This is a genomic window from Streptomyces sp. NPDC048650 (assembly GCF_043199095.1).
In the GTDB taxonomy this organism is placed as follows: Bacteria; Actinomycetota; Actinomycetes; order Streptomycetales; family Streptomycetaceae; genus Streptomyces.
Genome location: NZ_JBICVM010000017.1, coordinates 97,728 through 121,923, shown reverse-complemented (window position 1 = coordinate 121,923; position 24,196 = coordinate 97,728). Strand labels below are relative to the sequence as shown.

Genomic DNA, 24,196 nt, shown 5'->3' with positions numbered 1-24,196 from the left:
GTGATATGGGGAGTTGGCGTGGTACTGCGGCGGGCCGCGCGAAGCCGCGCGCCGCGGGTGTTGCCGGCTGCCGAGACATCGTCAGACGGCGGCCTTCTTCAGCCGGCGCCGTTCGCGCTCGGACAGACCGCCCCAGATGCCGAAGCGCTCGTCGTTGGCGAGCGCGTATTCAAGGCACTCGGAGCGGACCTCACACGCGAGGCAGACCTTCTTGGCCTCGCGGGTGGACCCCCCCTTCTCCGGGAAGAAGGATTCGGGGTCGGTCTGGGCGCACAGTGCGCGCTCCTGCCAGCCGAGCTCCTCGTCCGCCTCCTCGACCAGCAATTCCTGGAACAGCTCGGTCATGTGCGCCCCTCGTCCGTCTTTACGTCCCCGTGATCCAGCCGTGATCGTTTTTGGCTGAACGACACGAGTGAAATTACAAGTGTGCTGATCCGGGCCAGTCAAGCCGAGATCTGCTATTGGGCCTCTTATTCACTCTGTGGAACCAAGCGTATGCGGAAAGTGTTCAAATCACTAAAAAACAGGACACTTCCCCGGGCATGCCGTCCGGTTCCTCCTCCACACCGGTCAAGACGCGACCGGATGGCATTCACGTTGCACTCCGCACGCCGACAGCGGGAAAGATCACAGCCGGATCACAGAACCACAACGGCGTTTGGATGCGCGGTTGGTGGGCGACATCTCCTGGTCAGCGGCTGCACAAACCTTTCACCGGGCAGCGCAACCGGATGAGGTGAAACATCCGTGGCAAACACGACATCCGGTTGACATCCCGCCGTGAACCCGGTCTCCTTGAGCGCATGCCAGTGAATCCCGCGCCCCGACTGACCCGTGCCTACGGGTCGCTCTGCGCTGCGCAGGCTCGCTGTCGCTGTTCCAGCTGTTGAAGCCACTGAGCTCCAGCCGTCCCGCTCGCACCACCCCGCAGCGCCCCGCTCTTCCGCGAGCCCGCGCCGTGCACCCCACAGGGAAAGCCCGCGCCGCGCCGCACCCCCGTTCGCGCGTCACCCCGCTCTTGTGCCGAGGAACCCGACACCCCCATGAACAGCGACGTCCAGATCGCCGGCGACCCGCTCGCCATCCCCCACCTGCTGCCGCCCGTCCCCGCCCACCCCGCCACCGTCGCCGGCTTCGTGGGCCTGGCCCGTTCCCTCGCCGCCGACCGCGACGCCTGGGCCCCGCTCGTCCGCTACGACGCCACCACCCGCTGGTACCACCGGCTGCGCACCGGCCCCGGCTACGAGGTGTGGCTGCTGAGCTGGGTGCCCGGCCAGGGCAGCGGCCGGCACGGCCACGGACGTTCATCCGGTGTGCTGACCGTCCTCGAGGGCGAGTTGACCGAGCACGGCGCAACCGGCTCCCGCACACTGACGGCCGGCGCCCAGCGGGTCTTCGCCCCGGAGTACGTCCACGAGGTCGTCAACGACTCCCTGACGCCGGCGGTCAGCCTGCACGTCTACTTCCCGGGCCTGACGGAGATGCCGATGCACAGCGCCCAGTGCGCACCGCAGGCCCTGGTCGAGCCGGCCGGCGGCTGAGCCGGGCAGGTCGCCCGACCACCGCCCCTGATGGAGTCCGCCTCCGGCTGACACACTGCCCACCCGTCGCCCGACCACCGCCCCTGATGGAGTCCGCCTCCGGCTGACACACTGTCTCTATGCGCATTGTGGTTCTGGCCGGCGGTATCGGCGGCGCCCGCTTTCTGCGGGGACTGAAGGCAGCGGTTCCGGACGCGGACATCACCGTCATCGGGAACACCGGCGACGACATCCATCTGTTCGGGCTCAAGGTGTGCCCCGACCTGGACACCGTGATGTACACGCTGGGTGGCGGCATCGACGAGGAGCAGGGCTGGGGCCGCACCGACGAAACCTTCCGGGTGAAGGAGGAGCTGGCCGCCTACGGCGTCGGACCCGAGTGGTTCGGGCTCGGTGACCAGGACTTCGCCACGCACATCGTGCGCACCCAGATGCTCGGCGCCGGCTATCCGCTCAGCGCCGTCACCGAGGCGCTGTGCGCCCGCTGGAAGCCCGGCGTGCGGCTGCTGCCGATGTCCGACGACCGGGTCGAGACCCATGTGGCCGTCGACGAGGACGGCGAACGCAAGGCGGTGCACTTCCAGGAGTACTGGGTGCGGATGCGCGCCTCGGTGCCCGCGCACGCCGTCGTGCCGGTCGGCGCCGACCAGGCCAAGCCGGCACCGGGCGTGCTGGAGGCCATCGCCGAGTCGGACGTGGTGCTCTTCCCGCCGTCCAACCCGGTCGTCAGCATCGGCACCATCCTGGCCGTGCCGGGCATCCGTGAGGCCATCGCGGACGCCGGGGTGCCGGTGGTCGGCCTCTCCCCGATCGTCGGGGACGCCCCCGTCCGCGGGATGGCCGACAAGGTGCTGGCGGCGGTCGGGGTGGAGGCGACGGCCGCGGCGGTCGCCCAGCACTACGGCTCGGGGCTGCTGGACGGCTGGCTGGTCGACTCCGTCGACGAGGGCACGGTGGCAGAGGTCGAGGCGGCCGGTATCCGCTGCCGGGCCGTCCCGCTGATGATGACGGACGTGGACACCACGGCCGCGATGGTGCGCGAGGCGCTGGCGCTGGCCGAGGAGGTACGCGCGTGAGCCGCACCCCCGAGGTGCCCGCCTACCGGGTGTGGGCCCTGCCGGGGATGCCGGAGGTGCGGCCCGGCGACGACCTCGTCAAGCTGATCGCGGCGGCGGCCACCGCCGACGGGGCGGATCAACTCGTCGACGGCGACGTGCTGTTGGTGACCTCGAAGATCGTCAGCAAGGCCGAGGGCCGGATGATCGAGGCCACCGACCGCGAGGCGGCGATCGATCAGGAGACCGTGCGGGTGGTGGCGCGCCGCGGTGGGCTGCGGATCGTCGAGAACCGGCAGGGCCTGGTCATGGCCGCGGCCGGGGTCGATGCCTCCAACACCCCTGCGGGGACGGTGCTGTTGCTGCCGGAGGACCCGGACGCCTCGGCCCGTGCCCTGCGCGCGGGCGTCCGCGACGCGCTCGGCGTCGACGTCGGCGTCGTCATCAGCGATACCTTCGGGCGCCCGTGGCGCAGCGGGCTCACCGACGTCGCCATCGGGGCGGCCGGGGTGCGGGTCCTGGACGATCTGCGCGGCGGCACCGACGCGCACGGCAATCCGCTGAGTGCGACCGTGGTGGCCACCGCCGACGAACTGGCCGCCGCCGGTGACCTGGTGAAGGGCAAGGCCACGGGGCTGCCGGTCGCCGTGGTGCGCGGGCTCCCCCATGTCGTCGAGGAGACGGGCGACGGCGAGGGGGCGCGGGCGCTGGTGCGAAACGCCGCGGACGACATGTTCCGGCTGGGGACCTCGGAGGCGGTGCGCGAGGCGGTGACGCTGCGGCGTACCGTCCGGGAGTTCACCGACGACCCGGTGGACGGCGGCGCCGTACGGCGGGCCGTCGCGGCGGCGCTGACGGCACCCGCGCCGCACCACACCACGCCCTGGCGGTTCGTCCTGCTGGAGAGCGCGGCGGCGCGGGTCCGGCTCCTGGACGCCATGCGGGACGCCTGGATCGCGGATCTGCGGCGGGACGGCAGGCCGGAGGAGTCGATCGCCCGGCGGGTGCGGCGCGGCGACGTGCTGCGCAACGCGCCGTATCTGGCGGTGCCCTGCATGGTGACGGACGGCTCGCACAGCTATCCCGACGCGCGACGCAGCGCCGCCGAACGGGAGATGTTCGTGGTCGCCCACGGCGCCGGTATCCAGAACTTCCTGATCGCGCTGGCGGGCGAGCGCCTCGGCTCCGCCTGGATCTCGTCGACGATGTTCTGCCGGGACGTCGTGCGCGAGGTGCTCGGGCTGCCCGACGACTGGGAGCCGATGGGAGCGGTGGCCATCGGGCGTGCGGCGGCACCGCCGAAGGAGCGGCCGGCGCGGGACGGCGCCGACTTCGTCGTGGTGCGCTGAGCCTCAGAGCCGGGCGATGTCCCCCACCGGGAACCGCGGCGCCCGCCGCGGCGGGGTGACGCCGGAGAGCAGGATCAGCCGGGCCGCCCGGTGCCGCTGGCCCTCGTAGGGCGCGAGGAGTTCGAGCATCTGCGCGTCGGTGGTGCCGCGGCGACCGGTCAGGGCATAGCCGATGATCTTCGGCAGATGGAGGTCGCCGACGGTGATGGCGTCCGGGGCGCCCAGGGTGCGCTGCAGCGTCTCGGCGGCGGTCCAGGGGCCGATGCCGGGGATGGCCGTCAGTCGGCGGGTGGCGTCGGCCAGGTCCATGCCGGCGGCCTCCTCCATGCGGCGGTGCGCGCGTACGGCGCGCAGGATCGCCGCGGAGCGCTTGGCGTCGACGCCGGCGCGGTGCCACTCCCAGGAGGGGATCAGCGCCCAGGTGCGGGCGTCCGGCATCACCCGCATCCGGTCCCACGGCCCCGGCGCGGGCTCGCCGTGCCGCTGGAGGAGGAGCCGCCAGGCGCGGTACGCCTCGTCGGCGGTGACCTTCTGTTCCAGCACCGAGGGGATCAGCGACTCCAGGACCAGGCCGGTCCGGGCGAGCCGGACACCGGGGTGGCGGCGGTGGGCGTCGTGGACGATGCGGTGCCGCGCGGTGAGCCGGTCCGGTTCGTCGAGCTCCCCCAGCAGTTCGGGCAGTCGGTCCAGCAGCCAGTCGGCGCCCGGCCCCCAGGCTTCGGCCTCGACGTCTCCGGCGGCCGGGCGGGCCGCCAGGCGCAGTGTGCCGGGGCCCTGGGGCGTCCGGCAGGAGCGCCACACCTCCCCGCCGCGCACCGCGAAGGCGGGGTCGCCGGGGCCGCGCCGCAGCACGCACAGGGTGCGGTGCAGGTCGTACGGGCCGGGCGGGACCCAGCGGCGGGCGGGCATGCGGCCAGGTTAGGCGATGGGGGCGGACGTCCGGCGGCCGCTACTGGTCGGAGGAGAAGCGCACCGAGCCCGCCGGGATGTCGGCGCCGCACCAGATGCGAATGCCGCCGCGCAGCTCGTTGTCGGCGCCGATCACCGCGCCGTCGCCGATCACCGCGCCGTCCAGGACCGTACGGGCCCCGATGCGTGCCCCGGCGCCGATGAGGGAGTCGCGGATCTCGGCGCCCGGTTCGATCACCGCGCCTTCGAGGACCGCACTGCCCTCGACCCGGGCGCCCGCGCCGATGACGGTGTGCGGGCCGGCGACGGTGCCGCCGGTGAGCTTGGCGTCCGCGGCGACCTCGGCGCTCTCCAGGACGAGGCGGTCGCCGCAGCGGCCGGGCACGGCCGGGGACGGGGCGCGGCCCAGGACCAGGTCGGCGGAGCCGCGGACGAAGGCCTGCGGGGTGCCGAGGTCGAGCCAGTAGGTGGAGTCGACCATCCCCTGGAGGTGGGCGCCGTCGGCGAGGAGCCCGGGGAAGGTCTCGCGTTCGACGGAGACCGGACGGTTGGCCGGAATGGTGTCGATGATCGACCGGTTGAAGACGTACGCGCCGGCGTTGATCTGGTCGGTGACGATTTCCTCGGGGGTCTGCGGCTTCTCCAGGAAGGCGGTGACCCGGCCGGTGGCGTCGGTGGGGACGAGGCCGAAGGCGCGCGGATCCTCGACCCGGGTCAGGTGCAGCGAGACATCGGCCCCGGTGGTCCGGTGGGTCTCCACCAGGGCCTTGATGTCCAGGCCGGTGAGGATGTCGCCGTTGAAGATGAGCACCGGGTCGCCGGGGGCGGAGTGCAGGCGCTCGGCGACGTTGCGGATGGCGCCGCCGGTGCCCAGCGGCTCCTGTTCGGTGACGTACTCCAGGTGCAGGCCGAGCGCCGAACCGTCGCCGAAGTACGGCTCGAAGACCTCGGCGAGGTAGGAGGTGGCCAGGACGATGTGCGTCACGCCGGCGGCGCGGGCCCGCGCCAGCTGGTGCGTGAGAAAGGGCACACCGGCCGCCGGGACCATCGGCTTGGGCGTGTGCACCGTCAGCGGGCGCAGCCGGGTGCCTCTGCCGCCGACCAGGAGGATCGCTTCAGTCACCTTGTCTTCTCTGCTTCCTGCTGGGGTCGGCGAACGGCCGACCAGTGTAGGCAGACGGGCTCTCGGCCGCGCTCCGAAGGAAAGCCGGAGATGCGGAAACGCGCGTCACGGCCAGTAGGACGTGACGCGCGCGGGCGTGGTTCATCAGGGGCACAACCGGACGGTAACCGCCGCGGGGCCCGGTCAGCGACCTTGGAGCCTCGCCGCGGCGGTGCGGGTGGCGGCGAGCCGGTCGTAGAGGCGGTCGCCGGGGCAGGCGGACCGGAAGCCGTCGCGGTGGCCGGAGATGACGTGGAGCCGAGCCACCTCGCCCTTCTCGAAGCGGTTGCCGCCGGCGGAGGTGAGGCGGGCCGTGCCGCGCGGATCGACGCCGCTCAGGCCGAGTTTCCAGGCTGTCAGGGCGGAGACGGCCTCGACCGAGGCCTTCGACGGGTCGGTCTCGGTGAAGGAGCCCAGGACGGCGATGCCGGTGGTGTGCTCGTTGAAGCCGAGGGTGTGGGCGCCCATGACCGCCCTGCCGGCGCCGCCCGCGCGGCCCTCGTAGATGACCCCGCACTTGTCGATGAGGAAGTTGTAGCCGATGTCCCGCCAGCCGCTGCTCTTGACGTGATAGCGGTAGATGGCGCGGACGGCCGAAGGGGACTGCGCGCAGGTGTAGTTGTTGCCGGTCGCGGTGTGGTGGACGAACGCGGCCTGCACGGCGCCGGTGTAGGTGAAGTCGGGCTCGCGCAGCGTCTCGTCGGCGCCCCAGCCGGCCCGGGTGACGATCCGCGGGCGCGGTCCGCCGTACGCCTTGCCGGACGTGCCGCGGCCGTCCTCGGAAGCCTGGGTCCGGTCCTCCGCCTGCGCTTCGGCGCGGCCGAGCGGCGAGAGTTCGGTGGCCGTGCCCTGCGCCACCGCCGGTGCGGCCCCCGGGTCGACGAGCTCCAGCTGGAGCCCGCCCGGGAAGGGGGCCGGTGCCCGGTCGCCGTTCTCCGGGGCGAAGCGCAGCTGTACGGCGTCGGAGGCGCCGACCCACAGCGGTGCGGTGCTGCCCCGTACCCGGCTGTTGCGGCGTTCGGCGGATTCCGGGTCGGGGAGGTCGTCGTTGTGGGTCTGCACGTCCTGCCAGCCCGACCAGGTGCGGCTGCCGGTGGTGCGGGTGCGGACCTGGATCTGGCCGCGCAGCTCGACTTCGGGGTCGTCCCATACGACGCCGAGCAGGGAGAACGGGCGCACCTCACGGACCGGCAGCATCCGCGTCCCGGGGACGGGGGACGGCTCGGACGCGCGGGACGAGGCCTTCTCGAGGTCTGCCAGCGGTACGGACTGCGTGCTGCCCGATGCGTCGTCGGTGGGTGCGGGGGCGGCGAGGGAGCGGCCGGCGGCGGCCGCGGGGGCGGACGGCTGGAGCGGCGGGAGGGAGAGGGCGAGGCCGGCCGCGCACAGGGCACCGAGGGTCGTCGTCACAAGAGGGCGCATGGACCACATCGTTGGCACGGCAGGCCGACGGGCGCCATCGCAGATCTGACGGGGCATCGGCCGAACGGTGGCGGGCGCCTGGGCCGAACCGGTGGCCGGGCGTGCCGCGTCCGACCGACCGTCAGCCGGCGCCGCGCGTACCCTTGCCGCGATGAACGCCACCGATCGCACCCCCGCCGACCTGCTGCGATCCGCGCTCGCCGCGGATCCCGCCCGCCCGCTGGTGACCTTCTACGACGACGCCACCGGCGAGCGCGTGGAACTGTCCGTCGCCACCTTCGCCAATTGGGTGGCGAAGACCGCCAACTATCTCCAGGGCGATCTGGCCGCCGAGCCCGGCGACCGGCTCGCGCTGCTGCTGCCCGCCCACTGGCAGTCCGCCGTCTGGCTGCTGGCCTGCTCGTCGGTCGGCGTGGTCGCGGAGGTGGGCGGCGATCCGGCCGCGGCCGACCTCGTCGTCAGCGGGCCGGACACCCTCGATGCGGCCCTGGCCTGTTCCGGGGAGCGGGTGGCGCTGGCGCTGCGCCCGATGGGCGGGCGCTTCCCGCAGCCGCCCGCCGGCTTCGCGGACTACGCCGTCGAGGTGCCGGGGCAGGGCGACCGCTTCGCGCCGTTCGCGCCGGTGGACCCGGGTGCGGTGGCGCTGGCGGTGGGCGGCGAGGAGCTGACCGGCCGCGAGATCGGCCGCCGCGCATCGGCCGATGCCGCGGCCGCCGGGATGCCCGAGGCGCCGAGGGTGCTGTCGGGGCTGCCGTACGACACCTGGCAGGGCCTGTCGTACGGGCTCTACGCGCCGCTGGCGACCGGCGGCTCGGTGGTGCTCTGCCGCCACCTCGAGCGGCTGGACGAGGCCGGGACAGCCACCCGCGAGTCCGACGAGAAGGTCACCCACCGGGCGCCGCGCGCCCTGTCCTGAGGGCTCCCTCCCCCGTCCGGCGGACGAGATCCCCCGCCAGGCGGGCCGACCCGCCCGTTTGGGTCCAGGATCTTGTGTACGTACCACCATGCGCGACTTTCGGCCGTCTCCATCGGCCGGGCACCGTGTACGGGCGCGACGCCGACTCCGTGAGGGAGGGACGCACACGTGACCGAGAGCCCCGAGACCCCGTCCGGCCGCCAGGGCCCTGCCGAGGCCCCCGGCCGAGCGGGCGAGGGGCCCGGCCGGCGGGGGCGCGGAACGGGGTTCCCCGGCTGGGGCGCGCGTCCGCTGCGCTCGGGCGTCGCGGGCGACGGCCCCGGCCCGCCGCGCACCCCGCCCTCGCCGCTGCACTGGATGCGCCGGGCCGCGCTGGGTACGGCCGGCGCCGTGCTGGTCACCGGGGTCCTCGGCTGGGGCCTGTACACGAAGCTCAACGGCAACATCCACTTCGACAGCGACACCCAGAACGAGCTGGAGAAGTACGAGTCCGAGCGGCCCGACCCGGGCCCGCCGAACGCCGAGAACATCCTGCTGGTCGGCTCCGACAACCGCGGCGACGGCAACCAGGAGTACGGCACGGACAGCGGCACGCAGCGCTCGGACACCACGATCCTGCTGCACCTGGCGGCGAACCGGAAGAGCGCCACCGCGGTCAGCATCCCGCGCGACCTGATGGTGCAGGTGCCGCACTGCAAGCGCTCCGACGGCAAGGAGATCGCCGAGCAGACGGCGCAGTTCAACTGGGCGTTCCAGTTCGCCGGTGCCGCCTGCACGATCCGCACGGTCGAGAAGATGACCGGGATCCGGGTCACCCACCACATGATCATCGACTTCGTCGGTTTCAAGAAGGTGGTGGACGCGGTGGACGGCGTCGAGGTCTGTCTGCGCCGGCCCATCAACGACGACAAGGCACATCTGGTGCTTCCCGCCGGCCGGCAGACCCTGCTCGGGGAGGATGCGCTCGGTTTCGTACGGGCCAGGAAAAGCCTGGGTAACGGCAGTGACACGCAGCGTATGGAACGCCAACAGGAGTTTCTTGGCGCGCTCGTGAAGAAAGTGCAAAGCAATGGTGTGCTGCTCAATCCGACGCGGCTGTATCCGGTGCTGGACGCCGCGACGAGTTCCCTGACCACCGATGCGGATCTCGCTTCGCTCACCGGCCTGTACGAATTGGTCCGCAGCATGCGCAGCATTCCCACCGGCCGGGTGCAGTTCCTGACCGTGCCGCGGCAGGAGTACCGCTACGACCCCAACCGCGACGAGTTGGTGCAGCCCGCCGCCGACCGCCTCTTCGGCGAACTGCGCAAGGACCGCCCGGTGGTGGTGGCGCCCGCCAAGGACCCGCGGGAGACCGAGGCCGCCTCGGACGACAAGGCCGATGCCCCGCCCTCGCCGTCCCCCGACCCCGGCCCCGCCTTTCCGGGAACCACCGCGGAGCGCGGCACCTGCGAATAAAGATGCTGCAAAGGAACCCGCGGGGTCGTGAATGGATTGGGCGGATTGCCCAGTTGTAGGGAAGTGGAATTTGTCACCGGCGTCGCCCGGCGCTGAACTGGGCGGATAGTGTGAGCGATCCGGTCCGCCCGACCAGCGGTCCGATGAGATGTTTTGCACGATCGACCGACCGAGCGCCTTGAGGGGGAGGCGCCGCGCCACCGACGGAGGATTCAGGGCACCGTGGACGCGCAGGGCCGTGGGCGGGCGGGCGACGACAACGTCGACCCCGCCGATCAGTGGGTGTTCGACCCGGACACCGGCAATTACGAACTGCGGCTTGACCCTGCCGGTCAAGCCGGGGACCGGCCTGCCGGCCGCAAGGGCCCCGGCCCCAGACGTTCCCGGAGAGGCCCGGCCGACCGGGACAACGACACCGACACCCGCCCGCTGCCCACCCAGCGCGACCGCCGGAGTGACGCACGGGCCGGCGGCGCGGACGAGCGGCCGGCCGGCGGCCGGGCCCAGCGCCGGGCCGCGGCCAAGGGCGGGGCGGCCGCCGCGGGCGCCGCGAGCCGCCGTCGGCCCAAGCCGAAGAAGTCCGGGAAGAAGAAGGCGCTGTACTGGACGTCCGGCGTGCTGGGGTTCGTCCTGGTGGCCGCCGGCACCGGTGCGTACGTCATCTACCAGCAGCTCGACGGCAACATCAAGAAGGTCGACGTCGGCTTCAACAACGACGCGGTCTCCGACGGGCCGGTCAACCTGCTCGTCATCGGCACGGACTCGCGCGCCGGCAAGGGCAACGCGGGCTACGGCGACACCGGCAGTGTCGGCCACGCGGACACCACGCTGCTGATGCACATCTCCAAGGACCGCACGAACGCGACCGCGCTGAGCATCCCGCGCGACCTGATCACCGACATCCCCAACTGCCCGACGAAGCAGAAGGACGGCAAGGTCAAGACCATCCCCGGCGAGCAGCAGGTGCGCTTCAACACCAGCCTCGGCCAGGAGGGTCGGGACCCGGGCTGCACCTGGCGCACCGTCGAGAAGCTGACCGGGCTGAAGATCAACCACTTCATGATGGCGGACTTCAACGCGGTCAAGGAGCTGTCCACCGCGGTGGACGGCGTCGAGGTGTGCGCCGGCAAGGACCTCGACGACCCCAAGTCGCACCTGCACCTGAAGGCGGGCCGACACGTCGTCAAGGGCGAGCAGGCGCTGGCGTTCGTCCGGACCCGGCACGCCATCGGGTACGGCAGCGACCTGGACCGGATCAAGATGCAGCAGCAGTTCATCGGTTCGCTGGTGCGCAAGCTGAAGTCCAGCGCGTTCGGCAGTCCGAGCAAGCTGCTGACCGTCGCCAAGGCGGCGACCAACGCGCTGACCGTCGACACCGGTATCGGCACCGCGGGCAAGCTGATGGACTTCGGCAACGACATGAAGAAGGTGGACATGAAGAAGATCACCTTCGCGACGGTGCCGGTGCTGGACAACCCCAAGGACCCGGCCACGGTCATACTCGACCAGGGCAAGGCCGACCCGCTGTTCCGGATGGTGCAGGCCGACCACGCGCTGGCCAAGGGCAAGAAGTCCAAGGGCAGGAAGGCGCCGGTCAAGAAGGCCCCGCCGGAGCTCGTGCGGGTCGACGTCACCAACGGCGGCGGGCCGATCGGCGCGGCCCAGGAAACCGTGGACTGGCTGCAGAACAACCAGGGCGCCCGGCTCTCCACCAACGCCGGCAACGCCCCGGAGAAGCTGGCCAAGACCCGCCTGGACTACGCGCCCAACCAGGCCGACCAGGCCGCCTCGCTGGCCGAGTGGATGGGGCTGCCCAAGAGCGCGCTGCACAAGTCCTCCCAGGACGCCGGCGACCGCGTGCCCATGAAGCTCGTCCTCGGCAAGGACTTCACGGCTCCCGGTTCGCCGATCGAGGCGCCGACCGAAACCCCGGACGGTGTCCAGAACGTCAATGCAGGTGACAAGAACATCTGCGCCAAGTGACCCGAGCGGGATCCGGCCGTCGGAGACGTCGCCGAGCGCACAGAACTGACAACGGGGAGAGGCCGAATGCGGCAGAGCAGTGTGCGTGGTGAGCGATCACGCGGGGAAGGGTCCGGTGCGCAGCGGCTGGGCTGGGACGACAGCGTGGCCGAGGGCGCGCTGCCACCGGACGCGCCGGGCTGGACACCGGGGGACGGCGACGGCGGCGAGGTACCGGCCTCCTCCGACGGCGGGTCCCGCAAAGGGGGCCAGCGCCGCCGCAGGAAAGGCGGCAAAGGGCGCAAGGTGGTGCGCTGGACGGCGCTCGGGCTCGGCTTCCTGCTGGTCGCCGGGGCGGGCGCCGGTTACTGGTACTACGAGCACCTCAACGCCAACCTCCGCAAGGCCCCGCGGTCCCTGGGCGGCGGCAATCTGAAGAAGCCCGACCCCAACGCGTTCGGGCAGACGCCGCTCAACATCCTGTTGCTGGGGTCCGACGGGCGCAACAGCGAGGCGAACATCGAGCTGGGCGGCGCCCGTCAGGACCGGGACCGCAAGCCGCTGGCCGACGTCCAGATGCTGCTGCACGTCTCCGCCGACCGCAGCAACATGTCGGTGATCTCCATACCCCGGGACACCCGCGTCACCATCCCCAAGTGCACCGACCCCAAGACCCACGAGGTCTACCCGCAGACCAGCGCCGCCATCAACCAGTCGCTCCAGCACGGCGGTCCGGGCTGCACGCTCGCCACCTGGCAGGAGCTGACCGGCATCTACATCGACCACTTCATGATGGTCGACTTCTCCGGCGTGGTGGACATGGCGGATGCCATCGGGGGCGTCCCGGTGTGCGTCGACCGCAACGTCTACTCGCACGACAGCAAGGGCCACGGCAGCGGCCTGAAGCTGACCGCGGGCACCCACTCCGTCAAGGGCGTCCAGGCGCTGCAGTGGCTGCGCACCCGCTACGGCTTCGAGGACAACACCGACATCGGCCGGGCCAAGGCCCAGCACATGTACATGAACTCCATGGTCCGCCAGCTGAAGGCGGGCGCCAAGCTCACCAACGCCGGGCAGCTGCGCGATCTGGCGGAGGCCGCGACCAAGGCGCTGACCGTCGACGAGGGCCTCGACACCGTCACGAAGCTCTACGACCTGGGCGGCGACCTCAACCGCGTGCCCACCAAGCGCATCACCATGGTCACCATGCCCTGGGTGTACGGCCCCGGTGAGTCGTACGTGCTGCCCAAGCCCGGTGACGCGGACCAGACCTTCGCGATGATGCGCAACGACACCGCATTGGACGGCAAGGGCGCCAAGAAGAAGCCGGCGCCGGATCCCAAGCCGTCAACTGCCAAGGGCGAGCTGAAGGTTGTCGTCCAGAACGGCACCGACGGCACGGTGACGGGTCCGGTCTCCGGCCGCGCGAGCGTCGTCCAGCAGGAGCTGGTCCGGCTCGGCTACGCGGCGACCGGCACCGACTCCTCCCTCACCGCCCAGGCCGACACCACCATCACGTACAAGGACTCGGCGCAGCGCGGCGACGCCCTCGCGCTCGCCAAGGCGCTCGGCCTGTCCAAGAGCGCGGTGAAGGAGTCGAGTTCGGCGTCGGGGATGCGGCTGGTGGTCGGCAACGACTGGCGCAGCGGCACGGCGTACCCGAAGAAGCCGGGCGGCGACAAGGCCGCGGACAAGGCGCCGGACAGCGCCGACGCCCTCCACGGGGACGACAAGAAGGCGTGCATGAAGGTGAACCCGCAGTACACCTTCTGAGAACCGGGCCGGGGGCGGGCCCAGGGGCCCGCCCCGCTCCGTCGTCGGCCGCTACTCGGCCGCCGGGGACAGCACCGCCGGCCGCCGGCTCGCGATGACCTTCCGGGCGAGCGAGCGCGGGCTGGTGAGGAAGCCGTACCCCCACGACATGTGCATCGTGGCGAGCGCCACGGGGATCTGGAGGCGGGCCTTGAGCGACAGCCCCTTGCCGGCCGGGAGCGAGCCCGCCGCGATGGCCGCCAGATAGCCGGCCGGGACGGCGAAGCCCCAGGGCGTGACCGCCGCACCGACGACCACCCCGGCCGCGATGGCGCACAGCGCGGTCGGCGGCGCCAGGTAGCGCAGGTTGATCGATCCGGCGTGGTAGCGCGCGACGACGTGCCGCCACTTGCCGTAGTCCTTGTACTGCTTGGCCAGCGCCTTGATGTTCGGCCGCGGCCGGTAGCGCACCTTCAGCTCCGGCGAGAACCAGATCTGTCCGCCCGCCTCGCGGATCCGGAAGTTCAGCTCCCAGTCCTGCGCGCGGATGAACTCCTCGTTGTAACCGCCCTGCTGCTCCAGCGCCGCGCGCCGGAACACGCCCAGGAAGACGGTCTCGGCGGGGCCCGCCGCCCCACCCGTGTGGAAGGCGGCGTTGCCGACGCCGACCTTGGAGGTCATCGCGGCGGCGACGGCGTCCTCCCAGGCGTTCTCGCCCTCGGCGTGCATGATGCCGCCGACGTTCTGCGCGCCGGTCTCCTCCAGGAGGCGCACGGCGGTGGTGATGTAGTGCGGCGAGAGCATGCCGTGTCCGTCGACGCGCACCACGATCGGATGGCGCGACGCCTTGATCGCGGCATTGAGCGCGGCGGGCGTGCGTCCCGTCGGATTCGGCACGGTGTGCACCCGTGCGTCTTCCTTCACCAGCTCGGCGGCGATCTCGTCCGTACGGTCCGTGGACGGACCGAGGGCGATCACCACCTCCATCTCGCCGGCGTACTCCTGCTCCAGGATGTGCCGGACCGAATTGCGCAGGTGACGTTCCTCATTGAGCACCGGCATGATCACGGAGACGGCCGGGGGCTGCTGCTGCGGCATGATTCCTCGGGGGTACGGCCCGCGGCGAGCCGCCATGGGCGGCAGCGCCCGCCGGGAGACTGCGGTATCGCGCCTCACGTTACCGCGAACGGGGGACAGGGGCGGACGTCGGACGGGTGGCCGGGCGATCGGCGTCCGGCGTGTGATGCTTTGCAGTCGATCATATGGGCCTACGGTGTTCCTGCCGCATTCGTTCCGATTCGTCCAGACTTCTGACCGCATCGACCCGCCGGCCCCCCGGCTGCCCCCCATCCCGGCTGTCGTTCCCGCCGTCCCGCCGCGGAGGTGCCCCCGTGACCGCCCCGTCCCGCTCCTCCCGCTCCACCTCGAACCGGGCCACCCGGCCCACGGGGCACCGGCGCCCGCCGCGCAAACGCTGGGGGCTGCGGGTCAGCACCGTCGCCGCCGCCGTGCTGCTGGGCGCGAGCGGGGTGGGCCACGCGATGGTCACCGGCGTGGAGACGCGGATCGGCCGGGTGGACGCCTTCCAGGGCATGCCGACCGATGAGCGGCCCGGCGGCGGCAGCGGCCTGAACTTCCTCGTCGTCGGCACGGACGGGCGCGACAAGCTCACCCGGGACGAGAAGCGGACCTACCACCTGGGCGGCGCGCCCTGCCACTGCACCGACACGCTGATGCTGGTGCACCTCTCCGCCGAACGGGACCGCGCCAGCATCATCAGCCTGCCGCGCGACTCTTACGCCGAGGTCCCCGCCCACCAGGACGCCACCGGCCGCCGGCACCGCCGGCACCCCGTGAAGCTCAACGCCGCGTACGCCGAGGGCGGGCCCAACCTCACCGTGCGGACCGTCGAGCACATGACCGGCGTGCACATCGACCACTACCTGGAGGTCGACTTCACCAGCTTCATGCGGAGCGTGGACGCCGTGGGCGGGGTGGAGATCTGCTCCGCGCGTCCGCTCAAGGACAGCTTCACGGGCCTGGACCTCCCCGCGGGCAAGACGCTCCTGGGCGGCGGCCAGGCCCTGCAGTACGTCCGCTCCCGCCACATCGACGCCTCCGCCGACCTCGGCCGTATGCACCGCCAGCAGCGCTTCCTGGCCTCCCTCATCCACAAGATCACCTCCTCCGGCGTGCTGATGAACCCCATCCGCTTCAAGGACGTCGCCGAGACGATGCTGGACTCGGTACGGGCCGACTCCGGCTTCGAGGCCAACGACCTGGTCGACCTCGGCCAGGCGATGCGCGGCTTCACCCCCTCTTCCTCGGAGTTCGTCTCCGTGCCGCTGACCAAGGAGAACCTGCGGCTGCCGGGCGGCGGCGAGGCCGTCCGCTGGGATCCGGCGGCGTCCCGCCGGCTCTTCGAGGCCGTCCGCGACGACCGGCCGATCGCCGCGCGCCCCGTGCAGAAGAAGCAGCGCGCTGCGGTGGTGGACGTCCCGCCGTCGCAGGTCAAGGTCCACGTCGACAACGGGACCGCCCGGCCCGGCCTGGGCGGCACCGTCGCCAAGGCCCTGGGCGCGACCGGCTTCGTCGGGGCCGGCGTGCCGGGGGACACGACGGCGGGCGGCGTCCCCCGTACGGTCATCGACTACGACCCGCGCTGGGACCGCTCGGCCCGCACGCTGGCCGCCGCGCTGCCCGGTGCGCAGCTGCGCCCGATGGCCGGGCGCGGTCCGGTGCTCCAGGTGACGGTCGGCGACGACTTCAAGGCGGTGACACCGGTCAAGGCGGAGCAGCCGCCGCAGACCCCGGGCGGTGTGGGAGCGATCACCGGCGACGAGGCGGTGTGCCGGTGACCGTCCCCGCCCCCCGCGGCACCCGGCCCCGCGCGTCGGCCGGCCGGTCGGCACCGCGCCGTATCGCCCCCCGGGCCGCCGCCACCCTCGCCGCGCTCGGCCTGGTCGCGGCCACCGCCGCCGCGGCGCCGCCGGCCCCCGCCGCCCCGACCGGCTGCGGCGACCTGACCCACGGCCGGCTCTGCCTGCACGGCCCGGTGGGTGCGACGGGGGCGTACACGACGGCCTACCGGCGACCGGCGGGCGGGTCGGTCACCGTACGGCTGGGCTACCAGCGCAAGAACGCGCGGATCACCGCCTTCCCCGGCTGGTTCGGCACCCGCCGGCTGCGGCACGGCGACGTCGCCCTCGGGGGCCGCGTGGAGATGCTGCCGGACGAATGCATCCGCGGCGTCATGGAGCACCGCGGGACGGTCTTCGTCACCCGGTGGAGCTGCGCCTGATCTCCCGGTGCCCGGGCTCCGGGCCGTCCCCCGCAAGGAGCGCGACATGTGGCAGGTAGCGTTACTGGCCCTCACGCCCACCAGCGGGGCGCTCTTCCTCACCGTCCTGGCGGCCCTGGCCCTGAGTCTCGCCGTATGGGGCGCCCGCTCCCCCGGCCCCGGCCCCCGCACCACGGCCACCGCGCTCCTGGCGCTCTGGCTGCTCCTGCTGCTGGCGGTGACGCTCACCCCCACCCAGCCCATCGGCTCCGGCGACGCCACGGTGTGGTGGCGGCCCGGCGAGAGCCTCTTCGGCCCCGGTGCGCCGCCGCAGCCCCAGGAACTGGAGATGCTGGTCCGAGTGCACCTCGCCAACGCCGCGCTGTACGTGCCGGGGCCGCTGCTGCTGCGCTTCGCGGCACCGCGCTGGTCGGCCGCCGCGGCGTTCCTCCTCGGGGTGGGCCTGTGCGCGGGCATCGAGACGGCCCAGCTGCTGATGCGGGCCGGCCGGGTCGCCGACATCGACGACGTCCTGTCCGCGGCGGCCGGGACGGCGGCCGGGGCGGCACTGGGGCTGCTGGCACGGGTGGTGGCGACCGGGGCAGGGCGGGTGGGACTTCGGACTCACCCGTCGCCGAGCCGTCCCGTAACCGATCTACGCGGCAAATGAGCGTCCCGGCTCGGTCCTGATGCGGCGGAGTGGGCTGGCGGGCACCGAGGCAGGCAGGTCAGGTGAGGGCGAGCAGGCTGACGGCGACGGCGGCGGCGCCCAGACCGACGAGCTGGCCGCGGTGGATGCGTTCGGCGAGCACGCTGCGGGCGAGCAGGACGGTACCGACCGGGTAGAGAGCGGTGATCACGGCGACGACGGCGAGGTCGCCGCTGCGGGAGGCCAGCAGGAACAGCAGGTTCGCCACCGAGTCGAGGACGCCGGCGGTGGCCGACATCGCATACGCGGGCTTCTCGGCTCCGAGCCTGCGGTGCAGCAGCCCGGCCGCGGTCAGGGTGACGGCCGAGGAGACCGCCCGGCCCGCGATGAGCGGGCCGACACCGCTGTCGGACGGCGCCTGGTGCAGGAAGACCAGCTGAAGGGCGATCGCCGCACCCGCGCCGAGGGCGAGCAGCAGCGCGGTCCGCGAGGGGCGGGTCGCTCCGGCGCCGTGCCCGGCGCTGACCAGCACGACCGCCACCAGCGCGAGCGGCAGGCCCACCAGCCCGGCCGGGCCCAGGTGCTCACCCTGCACCAGACCCACCCCCACCGGCAGCACGGCCGAGATCAGCGCGGTCACCGGGGAGAGCACGTTCATCGGGCCGATGGCCAGGGTGCGGTAGAGCAGGGCGAACGCGGCGGCCGACGCGACGCCGGAGGCGGCACCCCAGGCGAGGGTCTGCGCGCTGAAGGACGCACCGAGGAAAGGCCACAGCAGCAGCTCGACCGCCAGGGAGGCCGGGGCGGCGATCATCACGGTGCGCAGCACGTGGGCCTTGCGGGCACCGAGGCCACCGAGGAAGTCGGCGCATCCATAGGCGAGGGAACTGCCCAGGGCCAGCAGCAGAGCGATCACGGTGTCGATCCTTCGGTCCGTACGAAACGACTGCACCGTACGACCGACCGACCGGGGGTCGTCATCGGACGATCCGGTGGTGCCTTGGCCGCCTTTGCTCCATGAGGGGGGTTGACAGACGGTCGAGGCCGAAGCAGCCCTGCGGACGCTCGCGCACCACGTCGGGACGGCCCGCATCCGCGCCGTTGAACCGAGCACGTGCCACCGCCGACACCGCCGCCACCGCCGCCACCGCCGCCACCGCCGTCACCGCCGCCACCGCCGTCACCACGGCGATCGAGTGGACCTATCGGGACGGGCTCAGGGTGCGGGAGCATCCACCAGGCGCAGACGCAGCGACTTCAGGCCGTTGATGAAGTTCGACACCAGGCGCTGCGGCGGGGCGGCGACGGCCAGCGCGGGCAGCAGGGCGCATGTCTCCTCGTAGAGCACCCGCAGCTGCAGCCGGGCGAGGTGTGCGCCCAGGCAGACGTGGGGGCCGTCGCCGAACGAGACATGGGGGTTGGGAGTACGTGCCGGGTCCAGGCGGTGCGGGTCGGCGAAGATCCGCTCGTCGTAGTTGGCCGCGCCGTGGAAGACGACCACCTTGTCGCCGGCGCGGACCCGGTGGCCGGACAGTTCGGTGTCGTGCACCGCGGTCCGGCGGAAGCTGAGCACCGGCGGATGCCAACGCAGCAGCTCCTCCACACAGGTCGCCGTCCCCACCGCCCCGGTGCGCAGCGCGTGGTAGGCGTCCGGATGCTGGGCCAGGGCCAGCAGGCCCCCGGGGGCTGCGCTGCGCACGGTGTCGTTGCCGGCGATGGTCAGCAGGAAGAAGAACATCTCCAGCTCGGGGGCGGCCAGCTCGTCGTCGGAGGCCAGGACGGTCATGACGTCGTCGCCCGGGTGGCGCCGCTTGTGGGCGGCCAGCTCCCGCGCGAAGGCGAACATGTCCTGGAGCATCGCCGGGGAGCGGGGGTCGGCGGGGCGGCCGTCCGGGCGGGTGGCGGGCGGGCCCGCCTCGTCCGGGTCCTGGTAGCCGATCACGCGCCGGGTCCAGTCCAGGATCAGTCCGCGCTCACCGGCGGGCACGCCGAGCAGGTCGGCGAGGTTGAGCAGCGCGAAGTCGTCCGTGACGTGGGCGACGACATCGCAGCCGCCGTCCCCGGCGCGTGCTGCGTGGGCCGCCGCCGTCAGCAGCTCGCGGGCCCGGTCCCGGATCCGGTCGGTGAACCGGTCGATACGGCCGCGGGTGAAGGCCCGGCTGACCAGGCGCCGCAGCCGCCCGTGGTCATGGGGTTCTCCCCTGCCCGAACGGGGACGAGAGCTCGGGGAAGGGTCCTGGTTGAGCATCATGCGGCGAATGAAGGGCAGGTCGGCGGGGTCGGGATCGCGGATCTGGGTCGCGCCCAGGTGGGAGGAGAAGGTCCGTGCGTCCTTCAGCACCCGGACGACGTCCGCGTGCCGGGTGACGGCCCAGAATCCGGGGCCGGCGGGCCAGCCGAGCACCTCGGGCTCCTCCTGCCAGGCCAGCGGATGCCGGTCGCGCAGCTGCCGGTACGCGGCGTGCGGCAGTCCGTCGGCATAGCGGCGGGGGTCGAAGACGTCCGGCACGTCCGCTGCCGCGGCGCCCACGACGGGCCCGGTCATCCGACGTTCGGCCGGCCGCTCCCGGTGCCGGTCCCTCCGGCCTCATCGGCCTCATCGGCCTCTCCGCCGTCCTCGACCTCTCCGGCGTCCTCGGCGTCCTCGGTGCCGTCGGCGCGCAGGAAGTCCTCCACCGCACGGATCAGCTCCAGCGGCGTCTCGTCCATGGCGTAGTGCCCGGCTGCCGGCAGCTCGACGAGCCGGCCGTTGGCGTACCAGCGCATCCACGTCTGCCGGGTCAGCTCGGTGGTCAGTGCGGGGTCCAGCGCCCCGGCGACCGCGAGCGCCGGTACCGCCGAGCCCTCGACCTCGGCGGCGAACCCCTCCCCGGCCCAGGAGTCCAGCCAGGCCCGGAACGCCGTCGCGTCGCTGCACTCCAACGACCGTCGCACCATCCGGTCCAGCCAGGCGTCGGGGCGCTGCCCGCCGGTGGTGAGGTCGATGATGGTCCGGCGGTGTTGCGGGGTGTGGGCGGCGGCGGAGAACAGCTCCCACTGCTCGGGCGGCAGCGGCAGCCCGGAGGCGGGCACCGGGGAGATGCCCACGATCCTGCGGACGCGGTGCGGTGCGGCGGCCAGCACCCGCTGGGCGACGCTGCCGCCCATCGAATGGCCGATCACCGAGAAGCGGTCCCAGCCCAGCCGATCGGCGAGCGCCAGCACATCGGCCGCCCCCTCGCCCGTGGTGTACGCGCCGTGCGCGCCCTTCGCCTCGCCGTAGCCCCGGAGGTCGACCACTGCGTATCGGAACGCCTCGCGGTCCAGATCCGGCAGGACCGGGTCGAAGGCGGAGCGGTCGGCGAACCATCCGTGGACGGCGATGACCTTGTGGGGGCCCCGGCCGTGCAGGGCGTGGGGCAGGACGAAGGAAGCCACTCTCACTCCAGGTGTGCGAGAGGGCGCGCCGGCGGCCGGCGGCCCGGTGCGACCAGACTGGCCGCCCCTCCCCCGCCCGGCAAGACCGCCACGGGCGCGCCGCTACACCTCGTCGAGTCCCTCGGCCGCCCGCCGCTCCCGCAGCTCCATGATCGCGCGCCGCCGGGCGAGCCGGTGGGTGCGGCGGATCTGGGCCTCCTGGTAGCGGCGCTTGTCGCGCTCGGTCTCCGGAAGGACCGGCGGCACCCGGCGCGGCTTGCCGTGTTCGTCGACGGCGGCGAAGACGAGATAGGCGGAGCCGACCTGCTGGGCGGGGGTGGATTCGTTCCACCGCTCGGCCAGGACCCGCACGCCGACCTCCATGGAGGAGCGGCCGGTCCAGTTCACCTGGGCCTTGACGTGCACGAGGTCGCCGACCCGGACCGGCTCCAGGAAGGCCATCTCGTCCATCGAGGCCGTCACGGCCGGGCCGCCGGAGTGGCGGCCGGCCACCGCGCCCGCCGCGTCGTCGACCAGTTTCATGATCACGCCACCGTGCACCGTCCCGAGGAGATTGGTGTCGCCGGCGGTCATGATGTGCGACAACGTCGTGCGGGACACGGAAGTGGGCTTGCCCGCGACCTCGCCCTCCTGGTTGTCGGTGACGAGTTCGCTCATGGGACCAAGCCTAAGCGGGGCGGGGGTGAGGACGTCCCGGAGCGGACGTGACGCCCGTCTCGTGACCACTGTCTCCCGGCGTGACGCTCGTCTCCCCGGTCCCGTCCCGGACCATCCGGAATGAAGGGTTCCGACACTCGCGCCGGAATGGTCACAGCCCCTTGCGATATGGCCCGGAAGGGCCTCGTCGCTTTGCATCAGGTCTGCAACAGCCCTGGCCCGATCCGGTACCTGCTCTATGGAGCACCCCCGCGCGGCGTGCACACTGCCGGTTATGAATGAGTGGCCCGACATGCAGTCCGGGGACCAGAACGGCAACCGGTACGGACGCGGCAGCAACAGCGCCGATCCGGAAGGTGCGCGCGCCATGCGGCAGGTGCGGCGTGACGCAGGATCCGGCTACCCGCGAAGCGAACCCCCGCTGCCCCCGGAGATGTCGCCGCGGCGCGGTTCCGTGCCGCCGCAGCAGTCCCAGGGCTACGACGACTACGGCAGCGACTACAACACCGGCCAGGTCTACGGCGGTGGCGGCCGGGGCGGCGGCGACGGCCAGGACGGCTACGGCCGGGGCGGCCGCGGTGCCCGGCCGCGCCCCAACTGGGGACGCCGCATCAAGTGGACCGTGCTGACCCTGGTCGTGGTGCTGGCCGTCACCTCCGTCGCCACGTACTTCTGGGCGGACGGCAAGCTGCGCCGCCAGGTGGACCTGAGCAAGGTCATCGACCGGCCGGCGACCGGGGACGGCACGAACTACCTGATCGTGGGCTCGGACAGCCGCGAGGGCATGTCGGCCGCGGAGAAGAAGAAGCTGCACACCGGCTCCGCCGAGGGCAAGCGCACCGACTCCATGATGATCCTGCACGACGGCGCCAACGGCCCGACGCTGATCTCGCTGCCGCGCGACTCGGACGTCGAGATACCCACCTTCGTCGGCTCCGACTCGGGCAAGAAGTACCCGGGCACCGGACGGCACACCAAGCTGAACGCGGCCTACGCCGAGGACGGCCCCGAGCTGCTGGTGCGCACCGTCGAGTTCAACACGCATCTGCACATCGACCACTACGTCGAGATCGGCTTCGCCGGCTTCGCCGGCATCGTGGACGCCATCGGCGGCGTGGAGATGGACATCCCCAAGGCGTTCAAGGACAAGAACTCCGGCGCCGACTTCCCGGCGGGCAAGCAGACCCTCAACGGACAGCAGGCGCTCGCCTTCGTCCGGACCCGGCACGCCTTCGCGGGCCAGGACCTGGACCGTACGAAGAACCAGCAGAAGTTCCTGGCCACCCTGGCGAGTCAGACCGCCACCCCCGGGACCGTCCTGAACCCCTTCAAGCTCTACCCGACCATGAGCGCCGGCCTGGACACGCTCATCGTCGACAAGGACATGGGCCTGTGGGACCTGGGCAACATGTTCTTCGCGATGAAGGGCGTCACCGGTGGTGAGGGCAAGTCGATGAACATGCCGATCTCCGGCTCCACCGGCGGCAACCTGGTGTGGGACAAGGCCAAGCTGCGCCAGCTGGTGCAGCAGCTGAACAACGACGAGAAGGTCACCGTCAGCAGCAACTGACCGGCCGCCCGGCCCACGGCCCACGGCCCACGGCCGGTGCCGGCCCGCCGGACGGAGAAGGGGCCCGTACCGCGGACGCGGTACGGGCCCCTTCGGACGCTCCGGCCTGCTTACTGCGGCAGGTTCCGCGCCATCACTATCCGCTGGACCTGGTTGGTGCCCTCGTAGATCTGGGTGCTTTACCGGCCATACGGCTCTGACCTGCACGGATACCCCTCCTGAAGGGGTCCTCCCCAGGATTCCCCCAGGATCGCCACCGCGTCGCTAGCGCGTTCCCCCTGATCAGGCTCGTGCACATCCGTGCAACCGACTCGGTAGAGGAGTGCCCAATGGCCCTAAAGTTCTTGGGGATTTGGCCCAACACCCCCGATGACGGCTCGCCCACGATCTGGCTGGACGACACAACCGGCGACCTGATCATCCAGTCATGGAAGGCGGACGAGGAGACCGTCCGGCAGGCACAGGAAGTCGGCTCGGTGCCCGGTCACTCCACGGACGTCCGGACCACGAGACCGTGATCCGGCTGCCCGCAAACATGCTCCAGTTCATCCCCCGCCCGGACAGTGAGGACAACGGTGGCAACAGCGGTTCGTGAAGCTCTCGCGAAGGCGCAGCGCTCAGCGATGCACCTTGAGATGCGCGACAGCTACATGCGGGACGACCCCGAGTTCATCCGCTGGCAGGAGGGGCACCGGTACGACCCGGCCGACCGTGAATCGTGGTGGCGCCCGTGGCTGGACGTGGTGGCCGAGACGACCGGCCGGGGTGTGGTCATGCGGCGGCTGCGCGTGGTCTCCGAGCCGCTGAGTGACTACGTGCGGTACGAGTACGACGGCACGTTCACGAACGTCGCAGCGGGTGAGGACGTGCGTTGGCTGCCTCGCTCGCGGGCGCGTGATCTGCTGCTCCCCGCGCTGGACGGGTGGGTCATGGACGAGGAAACCGTGATCCTTCACCACTTCAGCGGCGAGGGTCAGTGGACCGGCCCGCGCATGGAGGTTCTGCACGAACCGGCGTTGGCCGCGCAGTACGTCACGGCGTACGAGGCGGCGTGGGAGCGCGCGATTCCTCACGCGGAGTACCGGCCGAGCTGATCG

Annotated in this window: 21 protein-coding genes and 1 pseudogene; 13 read left to right on the top strand and 9 right to left on the bottom strand. The window is 72.3% G+C overall.

Features of this window, described 5'->3' with window-relative positions; translation table 11 throughout:
- Positions 1-81: 81 nt before the first annotated feature.
- Positions 82-345, bottom strand: a complete 264-nt coding sequence (locus ACGFML_RS33465; protein WP_003983763.1) for a WhiB family transcriptional regulator — start codon at positions 343-345, stop codon at positions 82-84.
- Positions 346-1,043: 698 nt separating this feature from the next.
- Between ACGFML_RS33465 and ACGFML_RS33460 the strand changes: the two genes are divergently transcribed.
- The 3 genes from ACGFML_RS33460 to ACGFML_RS33450 all read left to right on the top strand — a co-directional run bounded on the left by ACGFML_RS33460 (position 1,044) and on the right by ACGFML_RS33450 (position 3,945).
- Positions 1,044-1,541: a cysteine dioxygenase gene (locus tag ACGFML_RS33460; protein WP_393549402.1), complete on the top strand. Its 498-nt coding sequence runs from the start codon at positions 1,044-1,046 to the stop codon at positions 1,539-1,541.
- Between the two features lie 119 nt (positions 1,542-1,660).
- Positions 1,661-2,617, top strand: a complete 957-nt coding sequence (cofD, locus tag ACGFML_RS33455) for a 2-phospho-L-lactate transferase (RefSeq protein ID WP_393549401.1) — start codon at positions 1,661-1,663, stop codon at positions 2,615-2,617.
- Positions 2,614-3,945: a coenzyme F420-0:L-glutamate ligase gene (locus ACGFML_RS33450; protein WP_393549400.1), complete on the top strand. Its 1,332-nt coding sequence runs from the start codon at positions 2,614-2,616 to the stop codon at positions 3,943-3,945. The genes cofD and ACGFML_RS33450 overlap by 4 nt, the downstream gene beginning before the upstream one ends.
- A 3-nt stretch (positions 3,946-3,948) precedes the next feature.
- Here the strand turns inward: ACGFML_RS33450 and ACGFML_RS33445 are convergent, their stop codons facing one another.
- The 3 genes from ACGFML_RS33445 to ACGFML_RS33435 all read right to left on the bottom strand — a co-directional run bounded on the left by ACGFML_RS33445 (position 3,949) and on the right by ACGFML_RS33435 (position 7,438).
- Entirely contained in the window at positions 3,949-4,854 is a 906-nt protein-coding gene (locus tag ACGFML_RS33445; RefSeq protein WP_393549399.1) for a DNA-3-methyladenine glycosylase family protein, read from the bottom strand.
- A gap of 40 nt (positions 4,855-4,894) precedes the next feature.
- Positions 4,895-5,977 carry a sugar phosphate nucleotidyltransferase gene (locus tag ACGFML_RS33440; RefSeq protein ID WP_393549398.1) on the bottom strand — a complete coding sequence of 361 codons (1,083 nt, stop codon included), beginning with the start codon at positions 5,975-5,977 and terminating at the stop codon, positions 4,895-4,897.
- A gap of 183 nt (positions 5,978-6,160) precedes the next feature.
- Entirely contained in the window at positions 6,161-7,438 is a 1,278-nt protein-coding gene (locus ACGFML_RS33435; RefSeq protein WP_393549397.1) for a peptidoglycan recognition protein, read from the bottom strand.
- 151 nt (positions 7,439-7,589) lie between these two features.
- Between ACGFML_RS33435 and ACGFML_RS33430 the strand changes: the two genes are divergently transcribed.
- The 4 genes from ACGFML_RS33430 to ACGFML_RS33415 all read left to right on the top strand — a co-directional run bounded on the left by ACGFML_RS33430 (position 7,590) and on the right by ACGFML_RS33415 (position 13,547).
- Positions 7,590-8,354, top strand: coding sequence for a TIGR03089 family protein (locus ACGFML_RS33430; RefSeq protein ID WP_393549396.1), 765 nt, complete (start codon positions 7,590-7,592; stop codon positions 8,352-8,354).
- Positions 8,355-8,522: 168 nt separating this feature from the next.
- Complete coding sequence (locus tag ACGFML_RS33425) at positions 8,523-9,812, top strand: LCP family protein (protein WP_393549395.1); 1,290 nt, start codon at positions 8,523-8,525, stop codon at positions 9,810-9,812.
- A 222-nt stretch (positions 9,813-10,034) separates the two neighbouring features.
- Complete coding sequence (locus ACGFML_RS33420; protein WP_393549394.1) at positions 10,035-11,795, top strand: LCP family protein; 1,761 nt, start codon at positions 10,035-10,037, stop codon at positions 11,793-11,795.
- A gap of 66 nt (positions 11,796-11,861) precedes the next feature.
- Complete coding sequence (locus tag ACGFML_RS33415) at positions 11,862-13,547, top strand: LCP family protein (protein WP_393549393.1); 1,686 nt, start codon at positions 11,862-11,864, stop codon at positions 13,545-13,547.
- Between the two features lie 51 nt (positions 13,548-13,598).
- Here ACGFML_RS33415 and ACGFML_RS33410 read toward each other — a convergent pair whose 3' ends face one another.
- Positions 13,599-14,624, bottom strand: a complete 1,026-nt coding sequence (locus tag ACGFML_RS33410) for a glycosyltransferase family 2 protein (protein ID WP_393549392.1) — start codon at positions 14,622-14,624, stop codon at positions 13,599-13,601.
- A gap of 293 nt (positions 14,625-14,917) precedes the next feature.
- Between ACGFML_RS33410 and ACGFML_RS33405 the strand changes: the two genes are divergently transcribed.
- Genes ACGFML_RS33405 through ACGFML_RS33395 form a run of 3 tightly spaced genes read left to right on the top strand, consistent with a single transcriptional unit; the run spans position 14,918 to position 17,476 of the window.
- Positions 14,918-16,384, top strand: a complete 1,467-nt coding sequence (locus ACGFML_RS33405) for an LCP family protein (RefSeq protein WP_393549391.1) — start codon at positions 14,918-14,920, stop codon at positions 16,382-16,384.
- Entirely contained in the window at positions 16,381-16,827 is a 447-nt protein-coding gene (locus ACGFML_RS33400; RefSeq protein ID WP_393549390.1) for a hypothetical protein, read from the top strand. Before ACGFML_RS33405 ends, ACGFML_RS33400 begins: the two co-directional genes overlap by 4 nt.
- 46 nt (positions 16,828-16,873) lie before the next feature.
- Positions 16,874-17,476, top strand: a complete 603-nt coding sequence (locus tag ACGFML_RS33395; protein ID WP_393549389.1) for a VanZ family protein — start codon at positions 16,874-16,876, stop codon at positions 17,474-17,476.
- Positions 17,477-17,534: 58 nt separating this feature from the next.
- Here ACGFML_RS33395 and ACGFML_RS33390 read toward each other — a convergent pair whose 3' ends face one another.
- From ACGFML_RS33390 to ACGFML_RS33375, 4 genes are all read right to left on the bottom strand, one after another.
- Entirely contained in the window at positions 17,535-18,371 is an 837-nt protein-coding gene (locus tag ACGFML_RS33390) for an EamA family transporter (RefSeq protein WP_393549388.1), read from the bottom strand.
- 300 nt (positions 18,372-18,671) lie between these two features.
- On the bottom strand, positions 18,672-20,000 hold the full coding sequence (locus tag ACGFML_RS33385) for a cytochrome P450 (protein WP_393549387.1): 1,329 nt from the start codon (positions 19,998-20,000) through the stop codon (positions 18,672-18,674).
- Positions 19,997-20,872 carry an alpha/beta fold hydrolase gene (locus tag ACGFML_RS33380; protein ID WP_393549386.1) on the bottom strand — a complete coding sequence of 292 codons (876 nt, stop codon included), beginning with the start codon at positions 20,870-20,872 and terminating at the stop codon, positions 19,997-19,999. The genes ACGFML_RS33385 and ACGFML_RS33380 overlap by 4 nt, the downstream gene beginning before the upstream one ends.
- Before the next feature lie 102 nt (positions 20,873-20,974).
- Positions 20,975-21,529: an acyl-CoA thioesterase gene (locus ACGFML_RS33375; protein WP_393549385.1), complete on the bottom strand. Its 555-nt coding sequence runs from the start codon at positions 21,527-21,529 to the stop codon at positions 20,975-20,977.
- 274 nt (positions 21,530-21,803) lie between these two features.
- On the opposite strand from ACGFML_RS33375, the gene ACGFML_RS33370 reads away from it, so the two are divergent.
- The 3 genes and pseudogenes from ACGFML_RS33370 (at position 21,804) to ACGFML_RS33360 (ending at position 24,193) form a co-directional block, all read left to right on the top strand.
- On the top strand, positions 21,804-23,099 hold the full coding sequence (locus ACGFML_RS33370; RefSeq protein ID WP_393549384.1) for an LCP family protein: 1,296 nt from the start codon (positions 21,804-21,806) through the stop codon (positions 23,097-23,099).
- 329 nt (positions 23,100-23,428) lie between these two features.
- Positions 23,429-23,694 (top strand): annotated as a pseudogene (locus tag ACGFML_RS33365) (hypothetical protein).
- Entirely contained in the window at positions 23,675-24,193 is a 519-nt protein-coding gene (locus ACGFML_RS33360; protein WP_393549383.1) for a DUF6879 family protein, read from the top strand. Before ACGFML_RS33365 ends, ACGFML_RS33360 begins: the two are co-directional and overlap by 20 nt.
- The last annotated feature ends 3 nt before the right edge of the window (positions 24,194-24,196 follow it).